18 protein-coding genes and 1 pseudogene are annotated in these 22,208 nt (G+C 59.1%); 12 read left to right on the top strand and 7 right to left on the bottom strand.

Annotated features, from left to right (window positions below):
* Positions 1-158: 158 nt before the first annotated feature.
* Complete coding sequence (locus JHX88_RS20530; protein ID WP_176011485.1) at positions 159-1,181, top strand: glycosyltransferase; 1,023 nt, start codon at positions 159-161, stop codon at positions 1,179-1,181.
* A gap of 16 nt (positions 1,182-1,197) precedes the next feature.
* Here the strand turns inward: JHX88_RS20530 and JHX88_RS20525 are convergent, their stop codons facing one another.
* The gene (locus tag JHX88_RS20525) at positions 1,198-2,061 is read right to left on the bottom strand and encodes a polysaccharide deacetylase family protein (RefSeq protein ID WP_076527757.1); all 864 of its coding nucleotides are present in this window, start codon (positions 2,059-2,061) and stop codon (positions 1,198-1,200) included.
* Positions 2,052-3,788 (bottom strand): carbamoyltransferase family protein, encoded by a 1,737-nt coding sequence (locus JHX88_RS20520; protein WP_076527755.1) that lies wholly within the window; start codon positions 3,786-3,788, stop codon positions 2,052-2,054. The genes JHX88_RS20525 and JHX88_RS20520 overlap by 10 nt, the downstream gene beginning before the upstream one ends.
* A 331-nt stretch (positions 3,789-4,119) precedes the next feature.
* Between JHX88_RS20520 and JHX88_RS20515 the strand changes: the two genes are divergently transcribed.
* A complete protein-coding gene (locus JHX88_RS20515) occupies positions 4,120-6,099 on the top strand; it encodes a polysaccharide biosynthesis protein (RefSeq protein ID WP_076527753.1) in 1,980 nt (659 codons plus the stop codon).
* Between the two features lie 12 nt (positions 6,100-6,111).
* On the opposite strand, the gene JHX88_RS20510 is transcribed toward JHX88_RS20515, so the two are convergent.
* From JHX88_RS20510 to JHX88_RS22415, 3 genes and pseudogenes are all read right to left on the bottom strand, one after another.
* On the bottom strand, positions 6,112-6,717 hold the full coding sequence (locus JHX88_RS20510; RefSeq protein WP_076527751.1) for a sugar transferase: 606 nt from the start codon (positions 6,715-6,717) through the stop codon (positions 6,112-6,114).
* On the bottom strand, positions 6,714-7,058 hold the full coding sequence (locus tag JHX88_RS20505; protein ID WP_272848130.1) for an NAD-dependent epimerase/dehydratase family protein: 345 nt from the start codon (positions 7,056-7,058) through the stop codon (positions 6,714-6,716). The genes JHX88_RS20510 and JHX88_RS20505 overlap by 4 nt, the downstream gene beginning before the upstream one ends.
* An 84-nt stretch (positions 7,059-7,142) precedes the next feature.
* Positions 7,143-7,517: pseudogene (locus JHX88_RS22415) on the bottom strand (NAD-dependent epimerase/dehydratase family protein); the annotation flags it as partial.
* Positions 7,518-7,925: 408 nt separating this feature from the next.
* On the opposite strand from JHX88_RS22415, the gene JHX88_RS20500 reads away from it, so the two are divergent.
* From JHX88_RS20500 to glnT, 5 genes are all read left to right on the top strand, one after another.
* The gene (locus tag JHX88_RS20500) at positions 7,926-8,570 is read left to right on the top strand and encodes a helix-turn-helix domain-containing protein (protein WP_076527748.1); all 645 of its coding nucleotides are present in this window, start codon (positions 7,926-7,928) and stop codon (positions 8,568-8,570) included.
* A gap of 155 nt (positions 8,571-8,725) precedes the next feature.
* Entirely contained in the window at positions 8,726-9,613 is an 888-nt protein-coding gene (locus tag JHX88_RS20495; RefSeq protein ID WP_076527747.1) for a class II glutamine amidotransferase, read from the top strand.
* A 1-nt stretch (position 9,614) separates the two neighbouring features.
* Positions 9,615-10,298, top strand: a complete 684-nt coding sequence (locus JHX88_RS20490) for a GltB/FmdC/FwdC-like GXGXG domain-containing protein (RefSeq protein WP_076527745.1) — start codon at positions 9,615-9,617, stop codon at positions 10,296-10,298.
* Between the two features lie 12 nt (positions 10,299-10,310).
* Positions 10,311-11,636, top strand: a complete 1,326-nt coding sequence (locus tag JHX88_RS20485; protein ID WP_076527744.1) for an FMN-binding glutamate synthase family protein — start codon at positions 10,311-10,313, stop codon at positions 11,634-11,636.
* 67 nt (positions 11,637-11,703) lie between these two features.
* Entirely contained in the window at positions 11,704-13,011 is a 1,308-nt protein-coding gene (glnT, locus tag JHX88_RS20480; protein WP_076527819.1) for a type III glutamate--ammonia ligase, read from the top strand.
* A gap of 94 nt (positions 13,012-13,105) precedes the next feature.
* Here the strand turns inward: glnT and JHX88_RS20475 are convergent, their stop codons facing one another.
* Positions 13,106-14,095: a GlxA family transcriptional regulator gene (locus JHX88_RS20475; RefSeq protein ID WP_272848129.1), complete on the bottom strand. Its 990-nt coding sequence runs from the start codon at positions 14,093-14,095 to the stop codon at positions 13,106-13,108.
* 223 nt (positions 14,096-14,318) lie between these two features.
* Here JHX88_RS20475 and folD point away from each other — a divergent pair, with 223 nt between their 5' ends.
* The 3 genes from folD (at position 14,319) to JHX88_RS20460 (ending at position 16,999) form a co-directional block, all read left to right on the top strand.
* On the top strand, positions 14,319-15,224 hold the full coding sequence (folD, locus tag JHX88_RS20470; protein WP_176011484.1) for a bifunctional methylenetetrahydrofolate dehydrogenase/methenyltetrahydrofolate cyclohydrolase FolD: 906 nt from the start codon (positions 14,319-14,321) through the stop codon (positions 15,222-15,224).
* A 78-nt stretch (positions 15,225-15,302) separates the two neighbouring features.
* A complete protein-coding gene (purU, locus tag JHX88_RS20465) occupies positions 15,303-16,187 on the top strand; it encodes a formyltetrahydrofolate deformylase (protein ID WP_076527742.1) in 885 nt (294 codons plus the stop codon).
* 86 nt (positions 16,188-16,273) lie between these two features.
* The gene (locus JHX88_RS20460) at positions 16,274-16,999 is read left to right on the top strand and encodes a FadR/GntR family transcriptional regulator (RefSeq protein ID WP_084203263.1); all 726 of its coding nucleotides are present in this window, start codon (positions 16,274-16,276) and stop codon (positions 16,997-16,999) included.
* On the opposite strand, the gene JHX88_RS20455 is transcribed toward JHX88_RS20460, so the two are convergent.
* Entirely contained in the window at positions 16,947-18,260 is a 1,314-nt protein-coding gene (locus JHX88_RS20455; protein WP_076527740.1) for an ABC transporter substrate-binding protein, read from the bottom strand. The genes JHX88_RS20460 and JHX88_RS20455 overlap by 53 nt on opposite strands.
* Positions 18,261-18,431: 171 nt before the next feature.
* Between JHX88_RS20455 and JHX88_RS20450 the strand changes: the two genes are divergently transcribed.
* Both JHX88_RS20450 and JHX88_RS20445 read left to right on the top strand, forming a co-directional pair.
* Positions 18,432-19,775: an NAD(P)-binding domain-containing protein gene (locus JHX88_RS20450; RefSeq protein WP_076527738.1), complete on the top strand. Its 1,344-nt coding sequence runs from the start codon at positions 18,432-18,434 to the stop codon at positions 19,773-19,775.
* A gap of 62 nt (positions 19,776-19,837) precedes the next feature.
* Positions 19,838-22,204 (top strand): trimethylamine N-oxide demethylase, encoded by a 2,367-nt coding sequence (locus JHX88_RS20445; RefSeq protein WP_076527736.1) that lies wholly within the window; start codon positions 19,838-19,840, stop codon positions 22,202-22,204.
* Positions 22,205-22,208: the final 4 nt, after the last annotated feature.

Genomic DNA, 22,208 nt, shown 5'->3' with positions numbered 1-22,208 from the left:
CCTTCGGCAATCGCTTGGGCGCCAAGGGACGGTCTTTTGAACAAGAATTTCCGTGTCGATGCTGGCCACCAAGATTGCGCGGTGCTATCTCCCGCGGGAAATTCGGTCTTTACACTCGCCAACAACCGCCCTGCGATGCGCTTTACAAGGAAATCGTTGTGACTCAGGACATTCCGCCAGAAAAGTCCCGTATTGCAGCGGTTCTTGTCACCTACAATCGGTTGGACCGACTACGCGAGACTTTGCCTCGACTGCTGGACAGTGGCCCTGCGCGGGTCGTGGTGGTCGACAATGCGGCGACCGATGGCACTGCCGAATTCCTGGCAGCGCAGACCGATCCTCGTGTGAAAACTCTGACAATGCCCGAGAATTGCGGCGGGGCAGGTGGTTTCGAGGCAGGGATGGATTGGCTGATCGCCGAGGAAGAGCCCGATTGGGTCCTGCTTCTGGACGATGATGCCTGGCCCGAGAAAGAGGCGCTGACCATATTTGCAGAGACGGTTGCAGCCCTGCCGCCCGATACCGGTGCGGTGGCGGCGGCCGTCTATTCCCCCGATGGGAGCCTGGCCGAGATGAACCGGCCCGGCTATAATCCGTTCTGGCACCCAAGGATGCTCTGGGCGACATTGACACGGGGCAATCGAGCCGGTTTCAAACAACCCGACAAGGCCTATATTCCCGCCTCCGGCCCCGCCGAGAACCGGCTCATCGAAATCGATACGGCTTCGTTCGTCGGCTTTTTCGTTTCTCGCGCAGGGTGGCGAAAGGCCGGTTTGCCTGAGGGTGGGTTGTTCATTTACGGCGACGACATCCTTTACAGCCTGCGACTACGCCGATCGGGGCTGAGGATGTTCTTCGATCCGGCTACCCGCTTCGTGCATGATTGCGGCTCGATGGATCAGAATTTCGTCTATCACCCGTTGTGGAAGATCTACTACCACTGCCGCAATGGCGTCGATATCGCGCGCGCTTCGGCCGGGCCGCTGATCTTTCCACTGGCGCTTGCCTGGTATGTCGTCATATGGGCGCGGCGCGCACGCCATGCCGCCCCGGCAGAGCGCCCCGCCTATCGACGCCTGATGTGGATCGGGATTCGTGATGGGCTTTTGCGGCGTCGCGGGCGGGTCGACGAGGTGCATCGCATGGCTGCGGCGCAGGCTGAAATGGGCCGCAAACCCTAGCGCAATTCGGAAATGCCTAGGCTTTGATGGTGGGGACAAGATCGTCGAGGCGACCGGCAAGTCCGTCACGACCGATCAGGTACGCCAATTTCGTGGGCAGGCTTCGATTCCCCGCCCGGTGCCATTGTTCCTGTCGGACACCCCAGTAAAGTGCCCGGGGCATGCCAAGCGGGCGGCGTTCGCGGGACGAGAGCCGATAGCTGCCGTTCGCGGTAAATTCGTAGGGATGTAGATAGATATGCGGAGCGAACCCGGCCGCTTCGGCGGCGGCGATTGACCGGCGCGCCATCGCGCCGGGAAACAGTTTCAGATAACTGCCTCCAAGCCTGAAATTCTGTCCCATGATCTGCCCGCGATAGATCGGCAGGATCGGGAAATCACCCAGGTCCATGGCGGCACGGAAAGCGGCGACCTCTTCGCGATCTGCGGCTGGAAAGGAACTATCGTAATCGAAATACCGTATGACGGTGCGATATTGTGATGGCTCGGTTCGATCGATCCGGAACTGGGGGGCCCGAAAACCGCGCACCGTTACACCGGAGGCGTCCTCCAGCGCTGCCTTCGCCCGCCCGAGCATGCGATCGACGATGGTAATATCCTGCCCGTCCATGCGATCATGGAAATGGTAGTGACAGGCGATCTCATGTCCGTCGGCGGCGATCCGGGCGATCAGGTCTGGTTCCTGCTCGGCAATTACTCCGGTGCAGAAAAAGGTAGCCTTTTGACCCGTTGCCCCGCCATGCGCCCGGAGGAAAGCGTCGATGTCGTGATAGCTTTGCCAAAGCGCATCGGCACGGATCGGACCGGTTTCCCACAGGCCCAGATCGCGCTTCATGTCATGGGCCATGTCCTCGAAATCGATGCTGAGGATCAGGGACACACCAGATCCTCGCGCGTTAGCACGTGATCGCCAATGACAAGGGCATCAACACCCGATGCGGCAAAGGTCCGCAGTGCATGCTCGGGGGAATATACGATCGGTTCCTGGATATTGAAGGACGTATTCAGAAGGGCTGGCACGCCTGTCAATTCGCCGAAACGGGCGATGAGCGCGTGATAACGTGCATGCGCATCGCGGCTGACGGTATGTACACGCGCCGTGCCGTCAACATGGGTGACTGCGGGGATGGACGTACCGATCACGTCCGCGACGATGTTCATATAGGGGCTGGGCTGGTCCAGCGCAAAAAGGGAAGGGGCGCCATCTTCGGTCACCGAAGGCGCGAAGGGGCGAAAGAGCTCGCGCTTCTTGATCTTGTCATTCAACTTCTCGCGGATCTCGTCGCGGCGTGGATCGGCCAGAAACGAGCGCGCGCCAAGGGCCCGAGGGCCGAATTCGGCGCGGCCCTGGAACCAGGCGATGAGCCTGCCCTCGGTCAGCATCTGCGCGGTGGTTTCTATCAGCTGATGCTCGGGCAGGGGTGGCGGCGGGGTTCTGCAATGTGCGGCAATGGCTGTGGCAATCTCGGCGGCAGAGTAGTCCCGGCCCTGATAGGGGCTGCGTACAGATGGCTTTTCGGCATCCGGCAGCACCGCCAGCGCTGCGCCGACCGCGCAACCCGCATCGTGGGGGGCAGGTGGAATGATGATTTCGTCGAACATACCAGCTTGCAACAATCGGCCATTGGCAGTGACATTCAGCGCCGATCCCCCCGAAATCACCAGCCGCCTGAGATCGGGATGCCGCTTTTTCCCATAGGACAGTACATGGGTCTGGACCGCCTCGAATGCCGCCTGCAGGCTGGTGGCCAGATCAATATGCTCTTCCGTCAAGGGGGCGTCGGGTGCACGCGGCGGACCGAAAAGCTCCTTCAGGCGTGGGTGGAAACGGCCTTGCAAGGCGGCGTGATAGTCGCAAATCGTGGTATTCAGCCGGTAGCGTCCTTCCGGTTCGAGTTGCAGTACCTCGGTAAGGATCGTGTCGCGCCAGCGCGGCTTGCCATAGGGGGCAAGCCCCATCAACTTGTATTCGCCCTCGAGCATCTTGAACCCGAGATAGCCGGTGAAGGTCGCGTAATAATGGCCAAGTGAGTTTGGCCAGCGGTGACAGGTGACGACCTGCCGCCGTCCGTCCCGGACCGCAGTCAGAACGGTGGAATTCCGCTCGCCGCCCCCATCGTAGGAAAGCGATAGGCAACCATTCCAATCGCGCATCGCCTCGCCGTAAAGCTGGTGACTGTGGTGATGATCGATGAAGTGAAGGTGGGCGGAGGTTGGGCCATGATGTTTGGTCAGTATCTTGCGCAGCCGGAACAAGTCCCGCCAGGAACCGGGAGGTGGATCGTTCCGGGCAGGTCCGGTTCCCGCCATGTCTTGCAGCCGCGCCAGGATTGCCGCACGCGCCAGTGGTGCTGTGGCCAGCTTGCGCAATGTTCCTGAAACCCGGGTGTCAAGTTGCCACGGCTTCCAATAAACCGCGATCGTATCAACATTCGAAAGCCGAATACCCGCGATATCAAGAACTTCGGAAATGGCGAGATGCGGAAAACTGCCATCGTTCTTGATGCGACTCAGCCGCTCTTCTTCAATGGCGGCAACCAGCCGGTTGCCCTGAAACAGTGCGGCAGCACTGTTGTCCATCGTGGCGAGCCCCAGAGTATACGACATTTGTCCCGATCTCTCCCAGCCCCGCTACCGGGCTATGCCTTTCGTCCCGACCATACTTTCGCTGGTTTGGTGGATACAAGCGGGCTAGGCAATGAACTGCCCGCACTGGCTCCCCGCCACTTGCGGCTTTCCCTAGGGCCTGCGAAACTTGCATGCTCAAGTTGCACGAAGGCATCATGTCGGACTGAATTTGCTGCTCTTTTGTTGTATATTCTTTACAGAAGGAATAAATGAGCTTGCTTTTGTATCATTGTACCGTTGTTTTGTCACCGCAGTTCCAGACGGAGAAGTGTCTTGTTCACTTCGCCCACTGTCAGTGAGGCTTTAGCACATGCCGCATCAGTTGGCCAACTGGCTTGTTGGCTTAAGCCTTGGCCAAAAACGCCTGATCCAGCTTTGTACGGATGCGGTTCTTATCGCTCTCAGCCTCATTGTTGCGATGCTGCTCTATCACGAACGCTTGGGCTTTCTTGTTGAATGGCCGTTCTGGTGGATGCTGGGGATTGTCATTCCAGTTAGCCTCGCAAGCTTTATCAAGCTTGGCTTTTACCGTGCCGTTGTGCGCTACATCACCTCGCGAGCCTACAAGACGATCATATCAGGCGTTGTGTTCTCCACCCTCGTGCTTGGCTTGGTCAGCAGCATTTCCGAAACGCGCATCTCTCCGTCCGTCCTCGTCATCTACGCGCTTTTGGCTCTCGTCTCGATCGGAGGGCTGCGAATCTTCATGCGCCGCATGTTGGTCGGCGTTCAGCAGCGCCCTAAAACCCGAGTCATCATCTATGGTGCGGGAACAGCGGGACGACAATTGCAATTATCGCTGCAGACCGGGCCCGATTATTTGCCGGTTGCCTTCGTTGATGACGACAAGAGCCTGCAGGGGCGGACGATTAGCGGCTGTCCGGTTCATGCGCCCCAGAACCTGCCCAAGCTTATCGATAATTACGGTGCCAAGAGCCTGCTTCTGGCCATGCCGAGCATCAGCCGAACGGCACGGGCGAAGGTCTTGCGCCGGCTCGACAAGCTGCCGATCCATGTCCAAACGATCCCCGGTATGACCGATATCGTCTCGGGGCGAACGAAAATCAGCGACATCACGGAAGTTTCCGTAGATGACTTGCTCGGCAGAGACCCTGTTCCGCCTCGTCGTGGCCTGATGAACCGCAACGTGCGTGGCAAGGTAGTCATGGTGACCGGGGCTGGAGGAACCATCGGTTCAGAGCTGTGCCGCCAGATCCTCGAATACGGTCCCAAACGGATCGTGTTGTTCGAACTTTCGGAATTCAATCTCTATGCCATCGACCGGGAATTGCAGGCACTGACGCGCGCCAAGTACCCTTCGGTCGAGATCATCCCCGTCATTGGTTCGGTGCAGAATCCCGGCCGTGTCTCTGCCGTTCTGCGAAACCACGGTGTCGAGTCCATCTATCATGCGGCTGCCTACAAGCATGTCCCCCTTGTCGAAAGCAATGTCGTTGAGGGCATTCACAACAACATATTCGGGACAGAGGTTCTCGCCGAGGCTGCCGTGGAGGCCGGGGTTCGCGCCTTTATCCTGGTTTCCACAGACAAGGCGGTTCGACCGGCAAATATCATGGGCGCCTCGAAGCGTCTGGCCGAATTGGTGTGTCAGGCCATCGCTGCGCGTCAGGATACCACTCTTTTCTCTATCGTACGTTTCGGGAATGTGCTGGATTCCTCGGGATCAGTGATCCCACTCTTCCGTCAGCAGATTGCGGCCGGTGGCCCGATCACGGTGACCCACCCCGAGATCACGCGCTATTTCATGACCATTTCGGAAGCTTCTCAGCTGGTTATTCAGGCCGGCGCCATGGCGAAGGGAGGAGATGTCTTTGTGCTGGATATGGGGGCTCCTGTTCGGATCGTGGATCTGGCGATACGAATGGCGCAGCTTTCCGGCCTTTCACCCGTTGTGATCCCGCCGGGAACCAAGCCGTCCCCAAGTCTGGATCAGAGTGATATCGAGATTTGTTTTACTGGCCTGCGTCCCGGTGAGAAGCTGTATGAAGAGCTTTTGATTGGTGATCAACCGACGCAGACAGAGCATCCGCGGATCATGACCGAGACCGATATTTCGCAACCTCCGGAGAATCTCGCGGGCCTTCTCGAACGGCTGAAACGGCTTTGCAAAAGCCATGATGTCCCCGCAATTCGTTCTTTGTTGGCTGACAACCTTCCGATGGATATACGCCCCAGGGAGGTTACCGAGGATACATATACGGTGGCGAAACCTATCGCCGCCCAGAGGGTCCATGCTGGCGCTCTGCCGATCAAGCAAGGGTCCGCATGAACAGATCCGGTATCAACGCAGGCCCTTGAACACGGTCTTCAGCATTAGCACCATGTCGAAGCAGAGATTTCGCCGCTTCTGATAGATCAAGTCCAGCCGTGCCTTGCGTGGCACGCAGACTTGGCAATAGATTTCATCCGTCTCTTCGGTCGAAGACGATCTCGCCAGCAATCGTTCCTCATGCGCATGAAAATAGATACTGGCCAGCCCGGTGATTCCCGGTCGGGATCTCAATACCTCGCGGTAGATTTGTGGAAAACGTTCGACATATTGCCGCAGTGGCGGTCGAGGTCCGACAAAGCTGATATCGCCTTTCAGGACATTCCAGATCTGGGGAATTTCGTCCAATCTGGTCCGGCGCAGGAAATGACCGGTAGGGGTGATCCGCGCTGCCTTGTCTCCGCCCGACACACCGCTATCCTTGGCCACCCCGGTCATCGTGCGGAATTTGACGAGGTTGAAGCCCTCCTCAAAGGTCTTCATGCGCTCTGATATATAGAAGATGGGACGTCCGTCACGCAGAAGCAGGATCGCCGCGATGGCGGCTGCCACCGGCAGCAGGATTATCCCGAGTACCAAGGCAAGCAGGATATCGAGAAGTCGCTTGGTCAAGGTCATTTCGTATCCCTCAACCGGAGCCATTGCCGGATCATTTCCGCCGGGTCGCTATCCGAAACCGAAAAGGGATAAAACTCCGCGAGGCGTTCGCAATCGAGGGTGATATTCTGGTAAGCGCCGATCGGCGCTGGCTTCCATGCCCATGGAATATCGGCAAGGCTGGCAAGAGCCGCCATCGTGACGGGATCGGGCGCTGCTACGTTCAGGGTTTCGGGCAGGGGGGCGGGATGGTGGGCGAGCGTCTCGAGCACCCGGGCAAGTGTTGCTGGCCCGATATAGGACCGTTCCGGGCCCGCGCCATCATCGAACCGGTCGATATGCAGCGATTCTCCTGTCTCCATCCGGCTGCTGTTGGTTAATAGCATATCCGCCCCGCACACATTTCCGATTCTGAGGCAGCAGATCTCCAGACCCCTTGCGCGCCAGGGGGCACAAACGGTTTCCATATCGCATTTAGCCTCCCCATAGGCGTTACGAGGTTCGAGCGGATCCGTTTCGCGAAAGGCATGGCGGCCAGGGGGTGCGCCATAGACGGCCGAGGATGATGACAGGAGCACACGCGATACGCCCGTGTCATGGGCGGCGCGCAGAATGGCTTCGGCCAGATCGCGGTTAAGGCGCAAATCCGATCCCGTGCCGGGCACTATGCCCGCAAGAACGATGAAGCATGAAAACGCGCCATGTTCTTGCGGAAAGGAAGACAGCAAGGGATCCCACCTCACTTCCGCCGGATCTCCCCGACTCTGCCGAACGAGTTCTGCCTGCTCGGGCGGGCATTCGTCCCAGTGGCGCGCCAGCATCCGGCCGACACGCCCTGTCGAACCGATCAGAAGCCAGCGATCAAGCACGGGTTGCCAAGAGGTCTGGGTCCATTGCCATCAGGATTGTGCCGGGAATACCGTTGTTACCAAATTTGGATGTGGATAATCAGCCCGGCCCCGACAGGCAAGAACTGAAAGACCGCAAGGTTGAACGATTGCCGCGCATAGCAGGTTACGGTTTTCGTAACCCCGGGAGTATGGCCTTCGCTTTTACGAATCGACCCACGTCTATAGGGTTCGAAAGACATGACGTCGCCTGTGCGTCGTTAGGTCATGTAATATCGGTGGTTTCTAAGCGCGGTGAAACCCCCCTATATTGAACCTGGATTCGGCTGTTTTTTGCCGAACCGCCATTTTGTGACCAGAGAGCGCGCAGGGAATAACAATATGACCAAGATCGTGAATCCCGAGATCAAGCTGACCCAGGATCCCCATGCCCTGCGCGAAAGCCGCGAAAAGAATCTCGAGGTCGCTATCGGCCGGCAGGTGCGCGAGTTGCGCAAGCGCCAGCGCATGACGGGATCAGAACTGGCCAATCAGGCCGGGCTGTCGGTCGGCATGTTGTCAAAGATCGAGAATGGGGTGATTTCGCCATCGCTGACGACATTGCAGACGCTTGCCAATGCCTTGCGGGTGCCACTGGTGCAGCTTTTTTCAGGATATGAAGAGCCGCGTGGGGCGATGCATGTAAAATCCGGCACTGCCGTCGAGGTGGAGCGGGCAGGGACCCGGTCGGGGCACCAGTACCACCTGCTGGGGCATATCGGATCGAATAATTCCGGCGTGGTGGTCGAACCCTATCTGATTGTTCTAAGTACGGAAAGTGACCGGTTTCCGACATTCCAGCATGAGGGGATCGAACTGATCTACATGCTGGAGGGGCATCTGGGCTATCGGCATGGCGACCGGCTTTACGATCTGGAACCCGGCGATAGCCTGCTTTTCGACGCTGATGCTCCGCACGGCCCTGAACAGATGCGCCAACTGCCGATTCGGTACCTGTCGATCATCACCTATCCTCAAGCAAAGTAGGGATGGCAAGACATCGCTCGGCAGGCTCTGCTTGAAAGCCGATAAGCAGGAAAAACGGGCGGAAAAGACAAAATTCAAAAAATATCTTGTCAGGCAATAAATTTTCCTATTAGTTAATCCGTGAAGGCTTTGAGCCAAGCTGAACGGAGGTGACTATGTGTGGCATTGTTGGCCTGTTCCTGAAGAAGGACGATTTACGTCCGCGTCTTGGGGATCTTCTGACGGATATGCTGATCACTATGACTGATCGTGGTCCGGACAGTGCCGGAATCGCGATCTACGGTGATGATGCCGATGGTCTGAAGATGACCATTCAATCCGCGACGCCGGATGAGGATTTCGATGGGCTGGAAGAAAACCTGACGGCGCTTTTGCGCGGTCCCGTCCGGATGCGGGTGATCGACACTCATGCTGTCCTGACCCTGCCCGAGGGTAGCGAAGCCGAGGTGCGGGCCTTCATGGCCGAAAAGGGCATCCGGGTGATGGGCGTCGGCAATTCGATGGAGATCTTCAAGGAGGTTGGCCTGCCCAAGGACGTGGCCTCCCGCTTCGGCATCCGTCAGATGGCCGGCAGTCATGGCATCGGCCATACCCGCATGGCGACGGAGAGCGCGGTAACCACTCTTGGCGCCCATCCTTTCTCGACCGATGGCGACCAGTGCCTTGTCCATAATGGTTCGCTGTCGAACCACAACCGGATGCGCCGGGAACTCGCGCGCAAGGGCTTTGCGCCGCAGACGCAGAACGATACCGAGGTTGCGGCCTGCTACATCTCGTCCCGTCTGGCCGAAGGCGCCAATCTGGGCGAGGCTCTAGACGGCACGCTACAGGATTTGGACGGTTTCTTTACCTTCGTCGTCGGCACAAAGAACGGTTTCGGCGTGGTGCGGGACCCGATCGCCTGTAAGCCAGCGGTCATGGCCGAGACAGACGATTATGTCGCATTCGGCTCGGAATACCGTGCGTTTGCCAACCTGCCTGGCATAGACAACGCCCGGGTCTGGGAGCCTGAGCCTGCAACCGTCTATTTCTGGGAGCGCTGATATGCAGACCATAGATATGGCTTCGACCGAACTGCGCGAGCTGAACAGCATGCTTCAATCGCAGGAAGGAAATGGCGGTGACGCCGAGTGGGTGATCGAGAATACACGCGGCTCGCATGCGCTGGCTGTGGGGCTGAACGCTCCGATCAAGGTGACCGTAAAGGGTTCGGCCGGCTATTACTGCGCAGGCATGAACAAGGAGGCCACCGTACATGTGACCGGCTCGGTCGGGCCGGGTGTGGCCGAGAATATGATTTCGGGCTCGGTGATCGTCGAAGGTGATGCCAGCCAATATGCCGGGGCGACCGGGCATGGCGGGCTTCTGGTCATCAAGGGCAATGCCAGTTCACGCTGCGGGATCTCCATGAAGGGGGTTGACATCGTGGTGCATGGCAATGTCGGTCACATGTCGGCCTTCATGGCGCAGTCGGGCAACCTAGTCATCCTGGGAGATGCCGGGGACGCCCTGGGCGACAGCCTTTACGAGGCACGGCTTTTCGTGCGCGGAAGTGTCAAATCCCTGGGCGCTGATTGCATCGAGAAAGAGATGCGTCCCGAACATCTGGAGCTGTTGGCCGATCTGCTTGAGCGCGCCGGAGCGGATGCCAGCCCGCAGGAATTCCGCCGCTATGGCTCGGCCCGCAAGCTTTACCATTTCAACGTCGATCACGCAGACGAATACTGAGGAGAGAAGGCGATGGACAAGACACCGCAAACCCTGCCTCGGCAGAACTGGACCTTCTCGAACGAGATCAATTCCGAGATTCGCCGTGCTGCCGCGACCGGTATCTACGATATTCGCGGCGGTGGGGCAAAACGCCGGGTGCCGCATTTCGACGATCTGCTGTTTCTTGGCGCCTCGATCAGCCGCTATCCGCTGGAAGGCTATCGCGAGAAATGCGACACTTCGGTCGTGCTTGGCACCCGCTTTGCCAAGAAGCCGATCGAGTTGAAGATTCCCATCACCATTGCCGGGATGTCCTTTGGCGCTCTTTCGGCCAATGCCAAGGAAGCGTTGGGGCGCGGGGCGACATTGTCGGGAACCTCGACCACGACCGGCGATGGCGGCATGACCGATGAAGAGCGTGGCCATTCCGAGAAACTGGTCTATCAGTATCTGCCGTCGCGCTATGGCATGAACCCCGACGATCTGCGCCGTGCGGATGCCATCGAGGTGGTGGTCGGACAGGGTGCCAAACCCGGCGGCGGCGGGATGCTGCTTGGGCAGAAGATCACGGAACGGGTTGCCGGTATGCGCAACCTGCCGGTAGGGATAGATCAGCGTTCGGCCTGCCGTCACCCGGATTGGACCGGACCTGACGATCTGGAAATCAAGCTTCTCGAAATACGCGAGATCACCAATTGGGAAAAGCCGATCTATATCAAGATCGGCGGTGCGCGCCCCTATTACGACACTGCTTTGGCGGTGAAGGCTGGGGCCGATGTGGTTGTTCTGGACGGGATGCAGGGTGGCACGGCGGCAACGCAGGACGTGTTCATCGAACATGTCGGCCAACCGACGCTGGCTTGCATCCGTCCGGCAGTGAAGGCGCTGCAGGATCTGGGCATGCATCGCAAGGTACAACTGGTCGTCTCGGGCGGGATCCGTGGCGGTGCCGATGTCGCCAAGGCGCTCGCGCTTGGTGCCGATGCGGTGGCCATCGGGACCGCGGCCTTGATCGCACTTGGCGACAACGATCCGCGTTGGGAAGAGGAATACCAGAAACTGGGCTCCACCACCGGCGCCTATGACGACTGGCACGAAGGGCGGGATCCTGCCGGGATCACCACGCAGGACCCGGAGCTGATGAAACGGCTTGATCCCATTGCGGCCGGACGCCGTCTCCGCAATTATCTTGCCGTCATGACATTGGAATGTCAGACGCTCGCTCGTGCCTGTGGCAAGAGCCATGTCCACAACCTCGAGCCTGAGGATCTTTGCGCGCTCACCATCGAGGCGGCGGCAATGGCTGGTGTACCGCTGGCAGGAAGCAACTGGATCCCCGGGCAATCCGGGTTCTGATCGTCACCCAGAAGGGCGGGGCACCGACCCCGCCCCGGGGATTCACATATACGCAACAGGGGAGCCGCTGATGACAAATCTTGCCGCCTTTGCCCGTGAAAACGGGATCAAGTATTTCATGATTTCCTACACCGATCTGTTCGGTAGCCAACGGACCAAGCTGGTGCCGGCAGCTGCGATTTCGGACATGCAGGAAGATGGCGCCGGTTTCGCGGGTTTCGCGACCTGGATGGATCTGACGCCCGCGCATCCCGACATGCTGGCCATGCCGGATGCTTCCTCGGTGATCCAGTTGCCATGGAAGAAGGAAGTGGCCTGGGTTCCCTCGAATTGCGTAATGGAGAACAAGGGGCTTGCCCAGGCTCCGCGTAACGTGCTGGCGCGGTTGGTTGACGAGGCTGCGCAGATGGGATTGACCGTCAAAACCGGCATCGAGGCAGAGTTTCATCTTCTGAATGCCGAGGGGACCGAGGTGGCCGATCCAGCGGATACGGCCGTCAAGCCCTGTTACGACCAGCTCGCCATTCTGCGCCGTTATGACATGATCGCCGAAATCTGCGATTACATGCTGGAACTGGGCTGGGAACCTTATCAGAACGACCACGAGGACGCGAACGGCCAGTTCGAGATGAACTGGAAATATGACGAAGCGATGGCCACGGCTGACAAGCACAGCTTCTTCAAGTTCATGGTCCGTGCGATCGCGGAAAAGCATGGGCTGCGCGCAACCTTCATGCCCAAACCCATCATGGGGCTGACCGGCAATGGCTGCCATGCCCATATTTCGGTTTGGGACAGCAAGACCGGTGAGAACGCCTTTGCCGATGACAGCAAAGAGCTGGGCCTGTCGGATCGTGGGCGGCATTTCCTGGGTGGAATCATGAAGCACGCCGAAGCGCTGGCGCTGATCACCAACCCTACGGTAAACAGCTACAAGCGGATCAACGCGCCGCGGACGACCTCGGGGGCGACCTGGGCACCGAACAGTGTCACATGGACCGGCAACAACCGCACCCATATGGTCCGCGTCCCCGGACCGGGCCGGTTCGAGCTGCGCCTGCCGGACGGGGCGGCAAACCCCTACCTGCTGCAAGCTGTCATCATCGCGGCTGGTCTGTCGGGACTGAAATCAGAAGCCGATCCCGGCCCGCGCCACGACATCGACATGTATGCCGAGGGTTACAAGGTCAAGGATGCGCCGAAACTGCCTCTGAACCTGCTCGACGCAATTCGGACCTATGATGCCGATGAAGAGCTGAAGGTCGCGATGGGAGAGGATTTTTCATCGGCCTATGTCAAGCTGAAGACTCAGGAGTGGAACAACTACTGTTCGCATCTTTCCGAATGGGAACGGGCCAACACTCTCGACATCTGAACGACGATCAAGCAATTCTCCTCTCTCCCCCAAAGCTTTGATCGTCTCTCAAATCCGCCGACCCTCTTTTCTTCCTGTCGGCGGATTTGGGCATTCATGATGCGATTTGATTTCTCTCTGGGCGGGGTTGGGTTCGCCGAGCCGATGGCGTCTGTCCGAATTGCTCTCGGAAGGTGCGGGAGAAATGGCTGCGGGAAGTAAAGCCCGTTGCCAGTGCGATTTCGGTCAGCGGCAGGCTGGACTGGGTGAGCAACTCATCGGCTTTTTCCAGCCGCAGGCGGCGATAAAGCTGCATGACGCTGTGACCCAGCCGCGCCTGCGTCAGCCTTTCCAGTTGCCGGGGGCCGATACCGCAAAGATGACCCAGATCATCGAGCCGCAGGGGATCGGCCAGGTGGCTGGTCATCAGATCGATCATTGCCACGAGTGCCGGATGATGCAGGTCATATTTCCGTGCCGGGTCGAGTTGCTGCGGGGCCTCTGCTTCGCGAATGCCGGTATGGATGAACCAGTCACTGACCGATCGCGCCAAGGCGGATCCGTGATCCGCTGCGATCAGCGCATGCATCATGTCCAGAGGCGCCATGCCGCCCGCGCAGGTGAAGCGGTCGCGATCGATGACGAAAAGCCGCCGTTCGATCAGTGCGTCGGGATAGGTTTCGCGCATCGCGTCGATATGCTGCCAGTGAATGGTAAAGCGGCGTGCGGTCATCACGCCCGCCGCCGCTAGGATCGCCGCCCCGCCCGAGATTCCGCCAAGGGACACGCCATGCCGGGCCAATCTTCGCAGGATGGCGAACACACGCTCGTCCCGTTGCGCTAGCGGATCTCCCCCGGCGACGACGAAAAGAATATCGAATTCCTCGGTGGCATCGGCAACAGGAACGGTATGGAATGCCCCCGCGCCGGAGCTTTGCATCCAGCCGCCGTGGACAGAGAGGAACCGAAGATCATACAGCACTCTTCCGCTGAGCAGATTCGCGGCCCGCAACGGTTCGATGGCCGAGGCAGTGGACATGAGCGCGTAATCCGGCAATAGCAGAAATCCATAACGCGCTGGGCGCTGCGGATCGGAAGCGGGCAAGGTGACATCCTCTTTCTGTGCATGTCGAGCCTGTCATGAATGACCTGTTTGAGCAATGGAATGTCGCATACAGGCACATTATTCGTCCGGTGCTGTGCCAGATTGAGCATTGAACAAGGAATACCGTGCGATGTTTTCCTCCGGTTCCGCACCATGGGCAACATCGCGATGAATTCTGGAGCGCGTGGAAGATTTCCGCAAAACGCCTGAAGGGAGAGTTGGAATGAGTGACTCAATCACCGACCGTGAAGCCTTGATCGACGGAAAGGCGTTTTCCGCGGATGTTCGGCAACGAGTTGCTGCACAGGTCGCCAAGCTGAAAGAACACGGGATTACCCCGGGTCTGGCGGTGGTATTGGTGGGCGAGGATCCGGCCAGCGAGGTTTATGTTCGCAACAAGGGCATTCAGACCCGCGAGGCGGGAATGAATTCGTACGAACATAAGTTGCCCGCCGATACCACGCAAGAAGCGTTGATGGCGCTGGTCGCTCAACTCAATGCCGATGAGGCGGTACATGGGATATTGGTGCAACTGCCGCTCCCTGGCCATCTGGATGCCGAGGCGGTGCTTAATGCGATCGAGCCGGCCAAGGATGTCGATGGTTTCCATATTCTTAATGTCGGGCTTTTGGCGACGGGGCAGAAAGCCATGGTGGCTTGCACGCCGCTCGGTTGCCTTATGATGCTGCGTGATCGTTTGGGCGACCTGACAGGGCTGAACGCGGTAATCGTGGGGCGCAGCAATATCGTCGGCAAACCGATGGCGCAGCTGTTGTTGCGCGATAGCTGCACCGTGACCGTTGCTCACAGCAAGACCAAAGACTTGGGCGAGGTCTGCCGCCGCGCGGATATCCTTATCGCCGCGGTGGGACGGCCACGGATGATCCCCGGTGACTGGATCAAGCCCGGTGCCACGGTGATCGATGTGGGCATCAACCGGATCGAAGAGGGCGGCAAGACTCGCCTTGTCGGTGATGTCGATTTCAACAGCGCCCGTGCCGTTGCCGGTGCGATCACTCCGGTGCCCGGCGGCGTGGGTCCAATGACCATCGCCTGCTTGTTGGCCAATACGCTGACCGCTTGCTGCCGCGCGGCGGGTTTGCCGGAACCCGAAGGGCTGACTGCCTGAGACCGAATTTCGGACAATAACATAGAGAAAATGGCGGGCTTGCGAGAACCTCCATCCCGCTCACGACAGGAGATGCAAATGACCAAATTCTGCCTAACAGTTGCCTGCGATTCCACGCGGGGTATCGTTGCCGCGATTTCCGGCTATCTCGCCGATCAGGGCTGCAACATCACCGCCAGTTCACAATTCGATGACCCGGAGACGGGCAAGTTCTTCATGCGCGTCAGCTTTGCCTCGGAAAAGGGCGCGACGCTGGACAAGCTGAACAAGGGCTTTGCCGAGACCGCGAAGACATGCGGGATGACATATCAATTCCACGATGAAGCGCGGAAGATGAAGGTCATCGTAATGGTTTCGGGCTTTGGACATTGCCTGAACGACTTGCTGTATCGCTGGCGTATCGGCGCGTTGCCGATCGACATCGTTGGTGTGATCTCGAACCACCTGACCTATCAGAAAGTGGTGGTGAATCACGATATTCCCTTCCACCACATCAAGGTCACGAAAGAGAACAAGCCCGAAGCCGAGGCCGCGCAGATGCGGATCGTCGAGGAGACCGGGGCAGAACTGGTCGTGCTGGCGCGCTACATGCAGGTGTTGTCGGACGAGATGTGCCAGAAGATGTCGGGGCGGATCATCAATATCCACCATTCATTCCTGCCCAGCTTCAAGGGCGCCAACCCCTACAAGCAGGCCTATGAGCGCGGCGTGAAGCTGATCGGGGCAACTTCGCATTACGTCACTGCCGACCTGGATGAAGGTCCGATCATCGAGCAGGACATTATCCGCGTGACGCATGGACAGTCGCCCGAAGACTATGTCAGCCTCGGGCGTGACGTGGAGAGCCAGGTTCTGGCGCGTGCGATCCATGCCCATGCCAACCATCGCGTGTTCCTGAACAACAACAAGACGGTGGTCTTCCCCGCTTCGCCGGGATCGTATTCAAGCGAGCGCATGGGATAGGACGCGGATTGACGGCTGGATTCTCCGGCGGCGGGTAAGCTATTCTTCCTTTGCCCGCATGAACGGGCGTATCGGAGGAGTACAAGGTGCCGCCTGCCAGCCATATCACTACGAATCCGGGACGGGCCGAGCCCGTCCTTGGCGCGACCGTTCAATATGTCATCGACACGCTGACGATGCGGATCGTGTCGCAGGAATACGGGCTGGACGAGCGCCTGCCATCCGAGCGGCAACTGGCGCAGGATTTGGGGGTCGCTCGTAATACCGTGCGCGAGGCCTTGGACATGATCGAGGCGCGCGGCATGATCCGTCGCCGCGCCGGGGCCGGTTCCTTCGTCATTTATGATCCGGACGGTGCAAGTGAATCGCTGGCGCCGGTCGCGGCTGAAACGGGTCCGCTGCAACTTCAGGTGATGCGCGGCATCATCGAGCCGGAGATGGTCCGGCTGGCCATCGTCAACATGTCGCCGCGTCAGATCGAGGCTCTCGGCAAGATCCTATCGCAGATGGAGGCGGTGCAGATCGATGCGATGGCTTTTGTCCGGCTGGAGGAGGAATTCCACCGCCAGATCGCAACGGGCACGGGAAATCCGTTGCTGATCGCTTGTTATAATCTGGTGATCGACGCTCGCCGCCAGGCATTTCGTGCGCCGATGTATCGCCGTCATCTGACGCCGAGTCGCATCGCCACCTATCAGCGTGGCTACAATTCTCTGTTCAACGCGATTGCCGCGCGCGATATCGACGAGGCCTGTGAGTTCATGAAGCTGTCCCTGATCGAAGATCAGAAGCTGTTGCTGCAGGATGGTTAAGCGGCTCGCCAAGCCGTTGGTGCCAGAGCTGGCCCAGATCCTCCAACTGCCGAACCAGCTTGTCACCATGCTTTTCGAGCCAGTCTGGAACCGAACCGAATTCCTGGATCCGGGCGCGACCTTCGCGGATCGCTACCACTGGCCAATCACCGACCAACGCGTTGTCGATTCCGAAAAGATCACGCCCGCTCCAGATCGCGGGGCCGAAGGCATGGGGCATTTGCTGGGCGTGTTTCATGGATGCAAGAACCGAAACCGGTTCGACCGTATCTGCGATTTCGACCGCGTTGTGCCACAGATCTAGGATCGAGGCGTATTCCCAGCTGACGGCGCTCCATTCCCCTGGAAAGCGCGTGTTGTAGGCGTCGAAGAAGGCGCGTGGCTGGCGAAAGAAAAAGGCGGTATCGGCCAGTTTCGGATCGTCGAAATCCGGAAACTGGAAGATGTAGCGCTCCATGAAGCCCGGCGAGGTGCGATCGATCATCTGTGGATAATCATCGGCCGTGCAGGCGAGTATATGACCATCAAAACCCAATCGGTATGCAGCTTCCGTCAAGGCAAGCATCATTGGCGGTGTGGAAGAGCACCAGCAAAGAACATCGGGCTTGTCGGCCATCATCGCGGTGACGATGGCTTCGGCATCGGTCTCGTCCGGGTCGTAGCGTAGTTCCTTGATGCGGGACCAGCCCACGACATCGAAAGCCGCGCGGTATACCGCGAGAGAGGGCAACCCCAGGCTGTCGCGCTGACTGCACAAGGCGACGCGGCGGGAGGGTGGCAATTGGCGGGCCAGGTATTCAACGCCGGTGACGTTGAACAGGGGGTGTACCTCGGCTGGCGCGATCAGGAATGGTGTGTCGGGGGTCAGATCCGAGGGTAACAGCGTGGCAACCAGCGCACGTCGTTCCATCAGATAGCGCAGGGCGGGGGCAAAACTGTCGCCGCCGAGGGTCAGGATCAGCCTCACATGAAGCCGCTCGATCATGTCGCGGGCGGCTTCCAGCGTTTGTTCGGCCCCTTGGGCGCTGTCGAATTCGACGATCTCGACGCGGTGACGTTTGCCCGACACCATCATGCCGCCACGGTCATTGATCCAATCCTCCCATATCCGGCAGCCGTCCAGACCGGGGCGCCCCCAATATTGTTCGGCTCCGGAAAGAGGGGTCAGGGCTCCGATCCGGACGGGAGAGCGATTCGTGGCGCCAAGGCGGGGTAAGGAACCGCTGACGGCTAGTCTTTGGGCAAAGGTCGATCTGTTCATGAAACCGCTTATAGCCTGATTCTCCCATGGAAATACGCAAGAAAATGCAAAATTAAATTCTTGTGAAGAAAAAATGTTGCTTAAACGAGTGATCCCATGTTTGTATAGGTTCAAACCGAATGAACCAGTTTCCAATACTGGTCTGACCGCAAATAGGGAGAAGCAAGGATCATGACCAAGCGTGTTGCCATTATCGGTGCGGGGCCCTCGGGGTTGGCGCAACTGCGGGCATTCCAGTCGGCCGCCAAGGAGGGCGCCGAGATCCCCGAGATCGTCTGTTTCGAGAAGCAGTCCAATTGGGGCGGGCTCTGGAACTACACTTGGCGCACCGGCGTCGATGAGAATGGCGATCCGGTTCACGGATCGATGTATCGCTATCTGTGGAGCAATGGTCCGAAAGAGGGATTGGAATTCGCCGACTATTCCTTTGAGGAGCATTTCGGCAAACAGATCGCATCGTATCCGCCGCGGGCCGTGCTGTTCGACTATATCGAGGGCCGGGTGCTCAAGGCCGGTGTGCGCGACTGGATTCGTTTCAGAAGCGTCATCCGCTGGATCGACTACGATCCCGGGACCGAGCAGTTTACCGTCACGGTCCATGACATGGCGAAGGACCATGTCTACAAGGAGCAGTTCGACTACGTGATCTGTGCCTCGGGCCATTTCTCGAGCCCGAACGTGCCGGAATATCCCGGTTTCACGCAGTTCAATGGCCGGATCGTTCATGCCCATGATTTCCGAGATGCCCGCGAGTTTGCCGGCAAGGATGTGCTGCTCATGGGGTCGTCATACTCGGCCGAAGATATTGGCTCGCAATGCTGGAAATACGGCGCGAAGTCGGTGACGACATCCTATCGAACCGCACCGATGGGGTTCAAATGGCCGGACAACTGGGAGGAACTACCCGCCCTGGAAAGTGTCGAGGGCCGGACTGCCTATTTCATCGACGGCACCAGCAAAGAGGTTGATGCGATCATTCTTTGCACCGGCTATCGGCATTATTTCCCGTTCCTGCCCGATGATCTGCGCCTGAAAACAGCCAACCGGCTGGCGACAGCCGATCTGTATAAGGGCGTCGTCTATGTTCACAATCCGAAGATGTTCTATCTGGGCATGCAGGATCAGTGGTTCACCTTCAACATGTTCGATGCGCAGGCATGGTGGGTGCGCGATGCAATCCTTGGCCGGATTGACCTGCCCACGGACAAGCAGGAGATGGTCGCCGATGTGGACGAGCGTGTTACACGTGAAGAAGCGTCAGATGATGCGAAATACGCGATCCAGTACCAGGGCGACTACATCAAGGAGCTGATCGCCGAGACGGATTATCCCAGCTTTGATGTCGATGGCGCCTGCGCGGCCTTCTTTGAATGGAAGAAGCACAAGGCCGAGAACATCATGACTTTCCGTGACAACAGCTATCGTTCGGTCATCACGGGTACGATGGCACCCGTTCACCATACGCCGTGGAAGGATGCGCTGGACGACAGCAAGGAAGTCTACCTGCAGAACTGACGATGAACAGCCGGAGGCGCCAGCCGGCGCCTCGGAACCTTTTTCTCAAGGTGAGGCGAAACATGTTGTCACTACCTCCAGAAAATCTGCTTCGGCCTGGACCGCCGACTGCCACGCGACCGCGCCGGGCGATGGGCTACAACCTTTCGTCCGCGACCGAGCGATATGCGATCCCCGGCAGCGGCGGCGTTCTGGTCCAGATTGCCGCCGGAGATCAGATCAAGATCGTGAATGACGAGGGCGGGCAGCATGCCGAACTACTGGCAGCGCATCGCGATGGCCGAGTGGATAGCCAGATCCTGGGGGTCAAGACGGATCAACCAGCAATGGGATTGCAGGCATTGCTCTCCTCGGACAACGCCGGACTGGCAGGCTTGCGCAAGGGGCTGGCCGCGCGCGGGATCACGGTTGAACGCTCGATCGGTTTGTTTGGTGCGGATTCTGCTCCGGGCGACGAGGCCGATTTCACCGCCACCACCGAGGGTTGGCTGGTGGTCGCGGCACCCGGATTGCCCATGGATTTCGAGCGACAGAATACCACCACGCCGCTGACTCTTTGCATCACCCGTGCCACGCCGCGCCGGAGTGCCGGATTCGACCTGCCCGATCCGCTGGCCGATCCGATCCTCGATCTGCGAGTAAAATCGTCAACCGCCGAAGCCTATCTGGTTCGCAAGGGCGAATTCATCCAGATCATCGATGTCGATGGCCGCCAATGCACCGATTTCCAGTGTTTCGACGCGCGCAAGCTGGATCGCGGCATTGCCCATCCGCTGGATGTGACGACGACCCGGACCTATCAGCACCACGCCTATCCCATGCCGGGGCTGCATGCGAAATATTTCGACCAGGACCTGACACCGCTGGTCGAGGTGATCCAGGATACCTGCGGGCGCCACGATGCCTTCGCCATGGCCTGCTCGGCCAAGTATTACGACGATATCGGCTATCCCGGCCATGTGAATTGCACCGACAATTTCAACGCGGCGCTGGCGCCCTATGGCGTGCCGGGACGGCCGGGTTGGATGGCGGCGAATTTCTTCTTCAACACCGAGATAGACGCGCATGGCGTCTTGTTTGTGGACGAGCCATGGTCACGGCCCGGCGACTACGTGCTGCTCAGGGCGCTGACCGACATCGTATGCGTATCGTCGGCCTGTCCCGATGATACGTCACCGGCCAATGGCTGGATGCTGACCGATATTCACATGCGCAGCTATGCCGCGACCGAGCGCCTTCAGCGCGCCGTCGCATGGCGAGCCACACCAGATTCGGAGCCGATCATGACGCGCGAAACCGCCTTTCATCAGAAATTCGCCGGAATGACCCGCGATTTCGTCGAGTATCGTGGCTTCTGGCTGCCGAACTCCTTTCCCGAATGCGATCCGGTAGAGAGTTACTGGGCCTGCCGCGACGGCGTCGTGGCGGTGGACTTGTCGGCGCTGCGCAAATTCGAGGTTACGGGGCCGGATGCCGAAGCCCTGCTGAACTGGGTTTTGACCCGCAATGTCAGCAAGCTGGGTCATGGGCAGGTCGTCTATACCGCGATGTGCTATCCCCATGGTGGCATGATCGATGACGGCACGCTGTTCCGCGTGGGCGAACAGAATTTCCGCTGGATCGGGGGCTCGGATGAGGGCGGCGTCTGGATGCGCGAAGAGGCCGCACGGCTTGGGCTGAACGTGATGATCCGCTCGTCCACCGACCAGATGCATAATCTGGCGGTGCAGGGGCCGAAATCGCGCGAATTGCTGTCGGATATCATCTGGACTCCCCCGCATCAGCCCGCCTTGCCCGAGCTTGGCTGGTTCCGTTTTGCCGTCGGCCGGATCGGCGGAGAACAAGGCGTGCCGGTTGTCGTCTCTCGCACCGGCTATACGGGAGAGTTGGGTTACGAAGTGTTCTGCCATCCGAAAGACGGCGAGGCTGTGTTCGACGCTGTCTGGCAGGCCGGGCAGCCCCTGGGGATAAGGCCAATGGGTCTGGCCGGGTTGGACCTGGTGCGGATCGAATCCGGGCTGATCTTTGCGGGTTATGATTTCGACGACCAGACCGATCCGTTCGAAGCGGGGGTCGGCTTTACCGTGCCGCTGAAATCCAAGACCGCAGATTTCGTCGGGCGCGATGCGCTGATCCGGCGCAAGGAACATCCTTCACGCAAATTCGTGGGGCTCGAGATCGACGGCCAGGAGCCGGTGGCGCATGGCGACTGCATCCGTATCGGCCGTGCGCAGGTGGGCGAGATCTGCTCGGCCATGCGGGTGCCTCGGACGGGGCAGATGATCGCATTGGCACGCGTGGATGTCGCCCATTCCGAACCGGGCACCGCCGTCGAGGTGGGCCGGCTGGACGGGCATCAGAAACGCATCGCGGCGAGGGTATCCACCTTCCCGCATTACGATCCCGAGAAGAAGCGGCCCCGGTCGTGACGGG

Origin of the sequence: Paracoccus saliphilus (genome assembly GCF_028553805.1) — a bacterium.
In the GTDB taxonomy this organism is placed as follows: Bacteria; Pseudomonadota; Alphaproteobacteria; order Rhodobacterales; family Rhodobacteraceae; genus Paracoccus; species Paracoccus saliphilus.
This window is presented reverse-complemented; position numbering and strand designations above follow the sequence as displayed.

Bases quoted from the DNA above. Each gene is read 5' to 3' on its own strand.
- JHX88_RS20520 (WP_076527755.1), bottom strand. From the start codon at position 3,788: ATGTCGTATACTCTGGGGCTCGCCACGATGGACAACAGTGCTGCCGCA.
- JHX88_RS20515 (WP_076527753.1), top strand. From the start codon at position 4,120: ATGCCGCATCAGTTGGCCAACTGGCTTGTTGGCTTAAGCCTTGGCCAA.
- JHX88_RS20510 (WP_076527751.1), bottom strand. From the start codon at position 6,717: ATGACCTTGACCAAGCGACTTCTCGATATCCTGCTTGCCTTGGTACTC.
- JHX88_RS20505 (WP_272848130.1), bottom strand. From the start codon at position 7,058: ATGGAGACAGGAGAATCGCTGCATATCGACCGGTTCGATGATGGCGCG.
- JHX88_RS20500 (WP_076527748.1), top strand. From the start codon at position 7,926: ATGACCAAGATCGTGAATCCCGAGATCAAGCTGACCCAGGATCCCCAT.
- JHX88_RS20495 (WP_076527747.1), top strand. From the start codon at position 8,726: ATGTGTGGCATTGTTGGCCTGTTCCTGAAGAAGGACGATTTACGTCCG.
- JHX88_RS20490 (WP_076527745.1), top strand. From the start codon at position 9,615: ATGCAGACCATAGATATGGCTTCGACCGAACTGCGCGAGCTGAACAGC.
- JHX88_RS20485 (WP_076527744.1), top strand. From the start codon at position 10,311: ATGGACAAGACACCGCAAACCCTGCCTCGGCAGAACTGGACCTTCTCG.
- folD (WP_176011484.1), top strand. From the start codon at position 14,319: ATGAGTGACTCAATCACCGACCGTGAAGCCTTGATCGACGGAAAGGCG.
- purU (WP_076527742.1), top strand. From the start codon at position 15,303: ATGACCAAATTCTGCCTAACAGTTGCCTGCGATTCCACGCGGGGTATC.
- JHX88_RS20455 (WP_076527740.1), bottom strand. From the start codon at position 18,260: ATGAACAGATCGACCTTTGCCCAAAGACTAGCCGTCAGCGGTTCCTTA.
- JHX88_RS20450 (WP_076527738.1), top strand. From the start codon at position 18,432: ATGACCAAGCGTGTTGCCATTATCGGTGCGGGGCCCTCGGGGTTGGCG.
- JHX88_RS20445 (WP_076527736.1), top strand. From the start codon at position 19,838: ATGTTGTCACTACCTCCAGAAAATCTGCTTCGGCCTGGACCGCCGACT.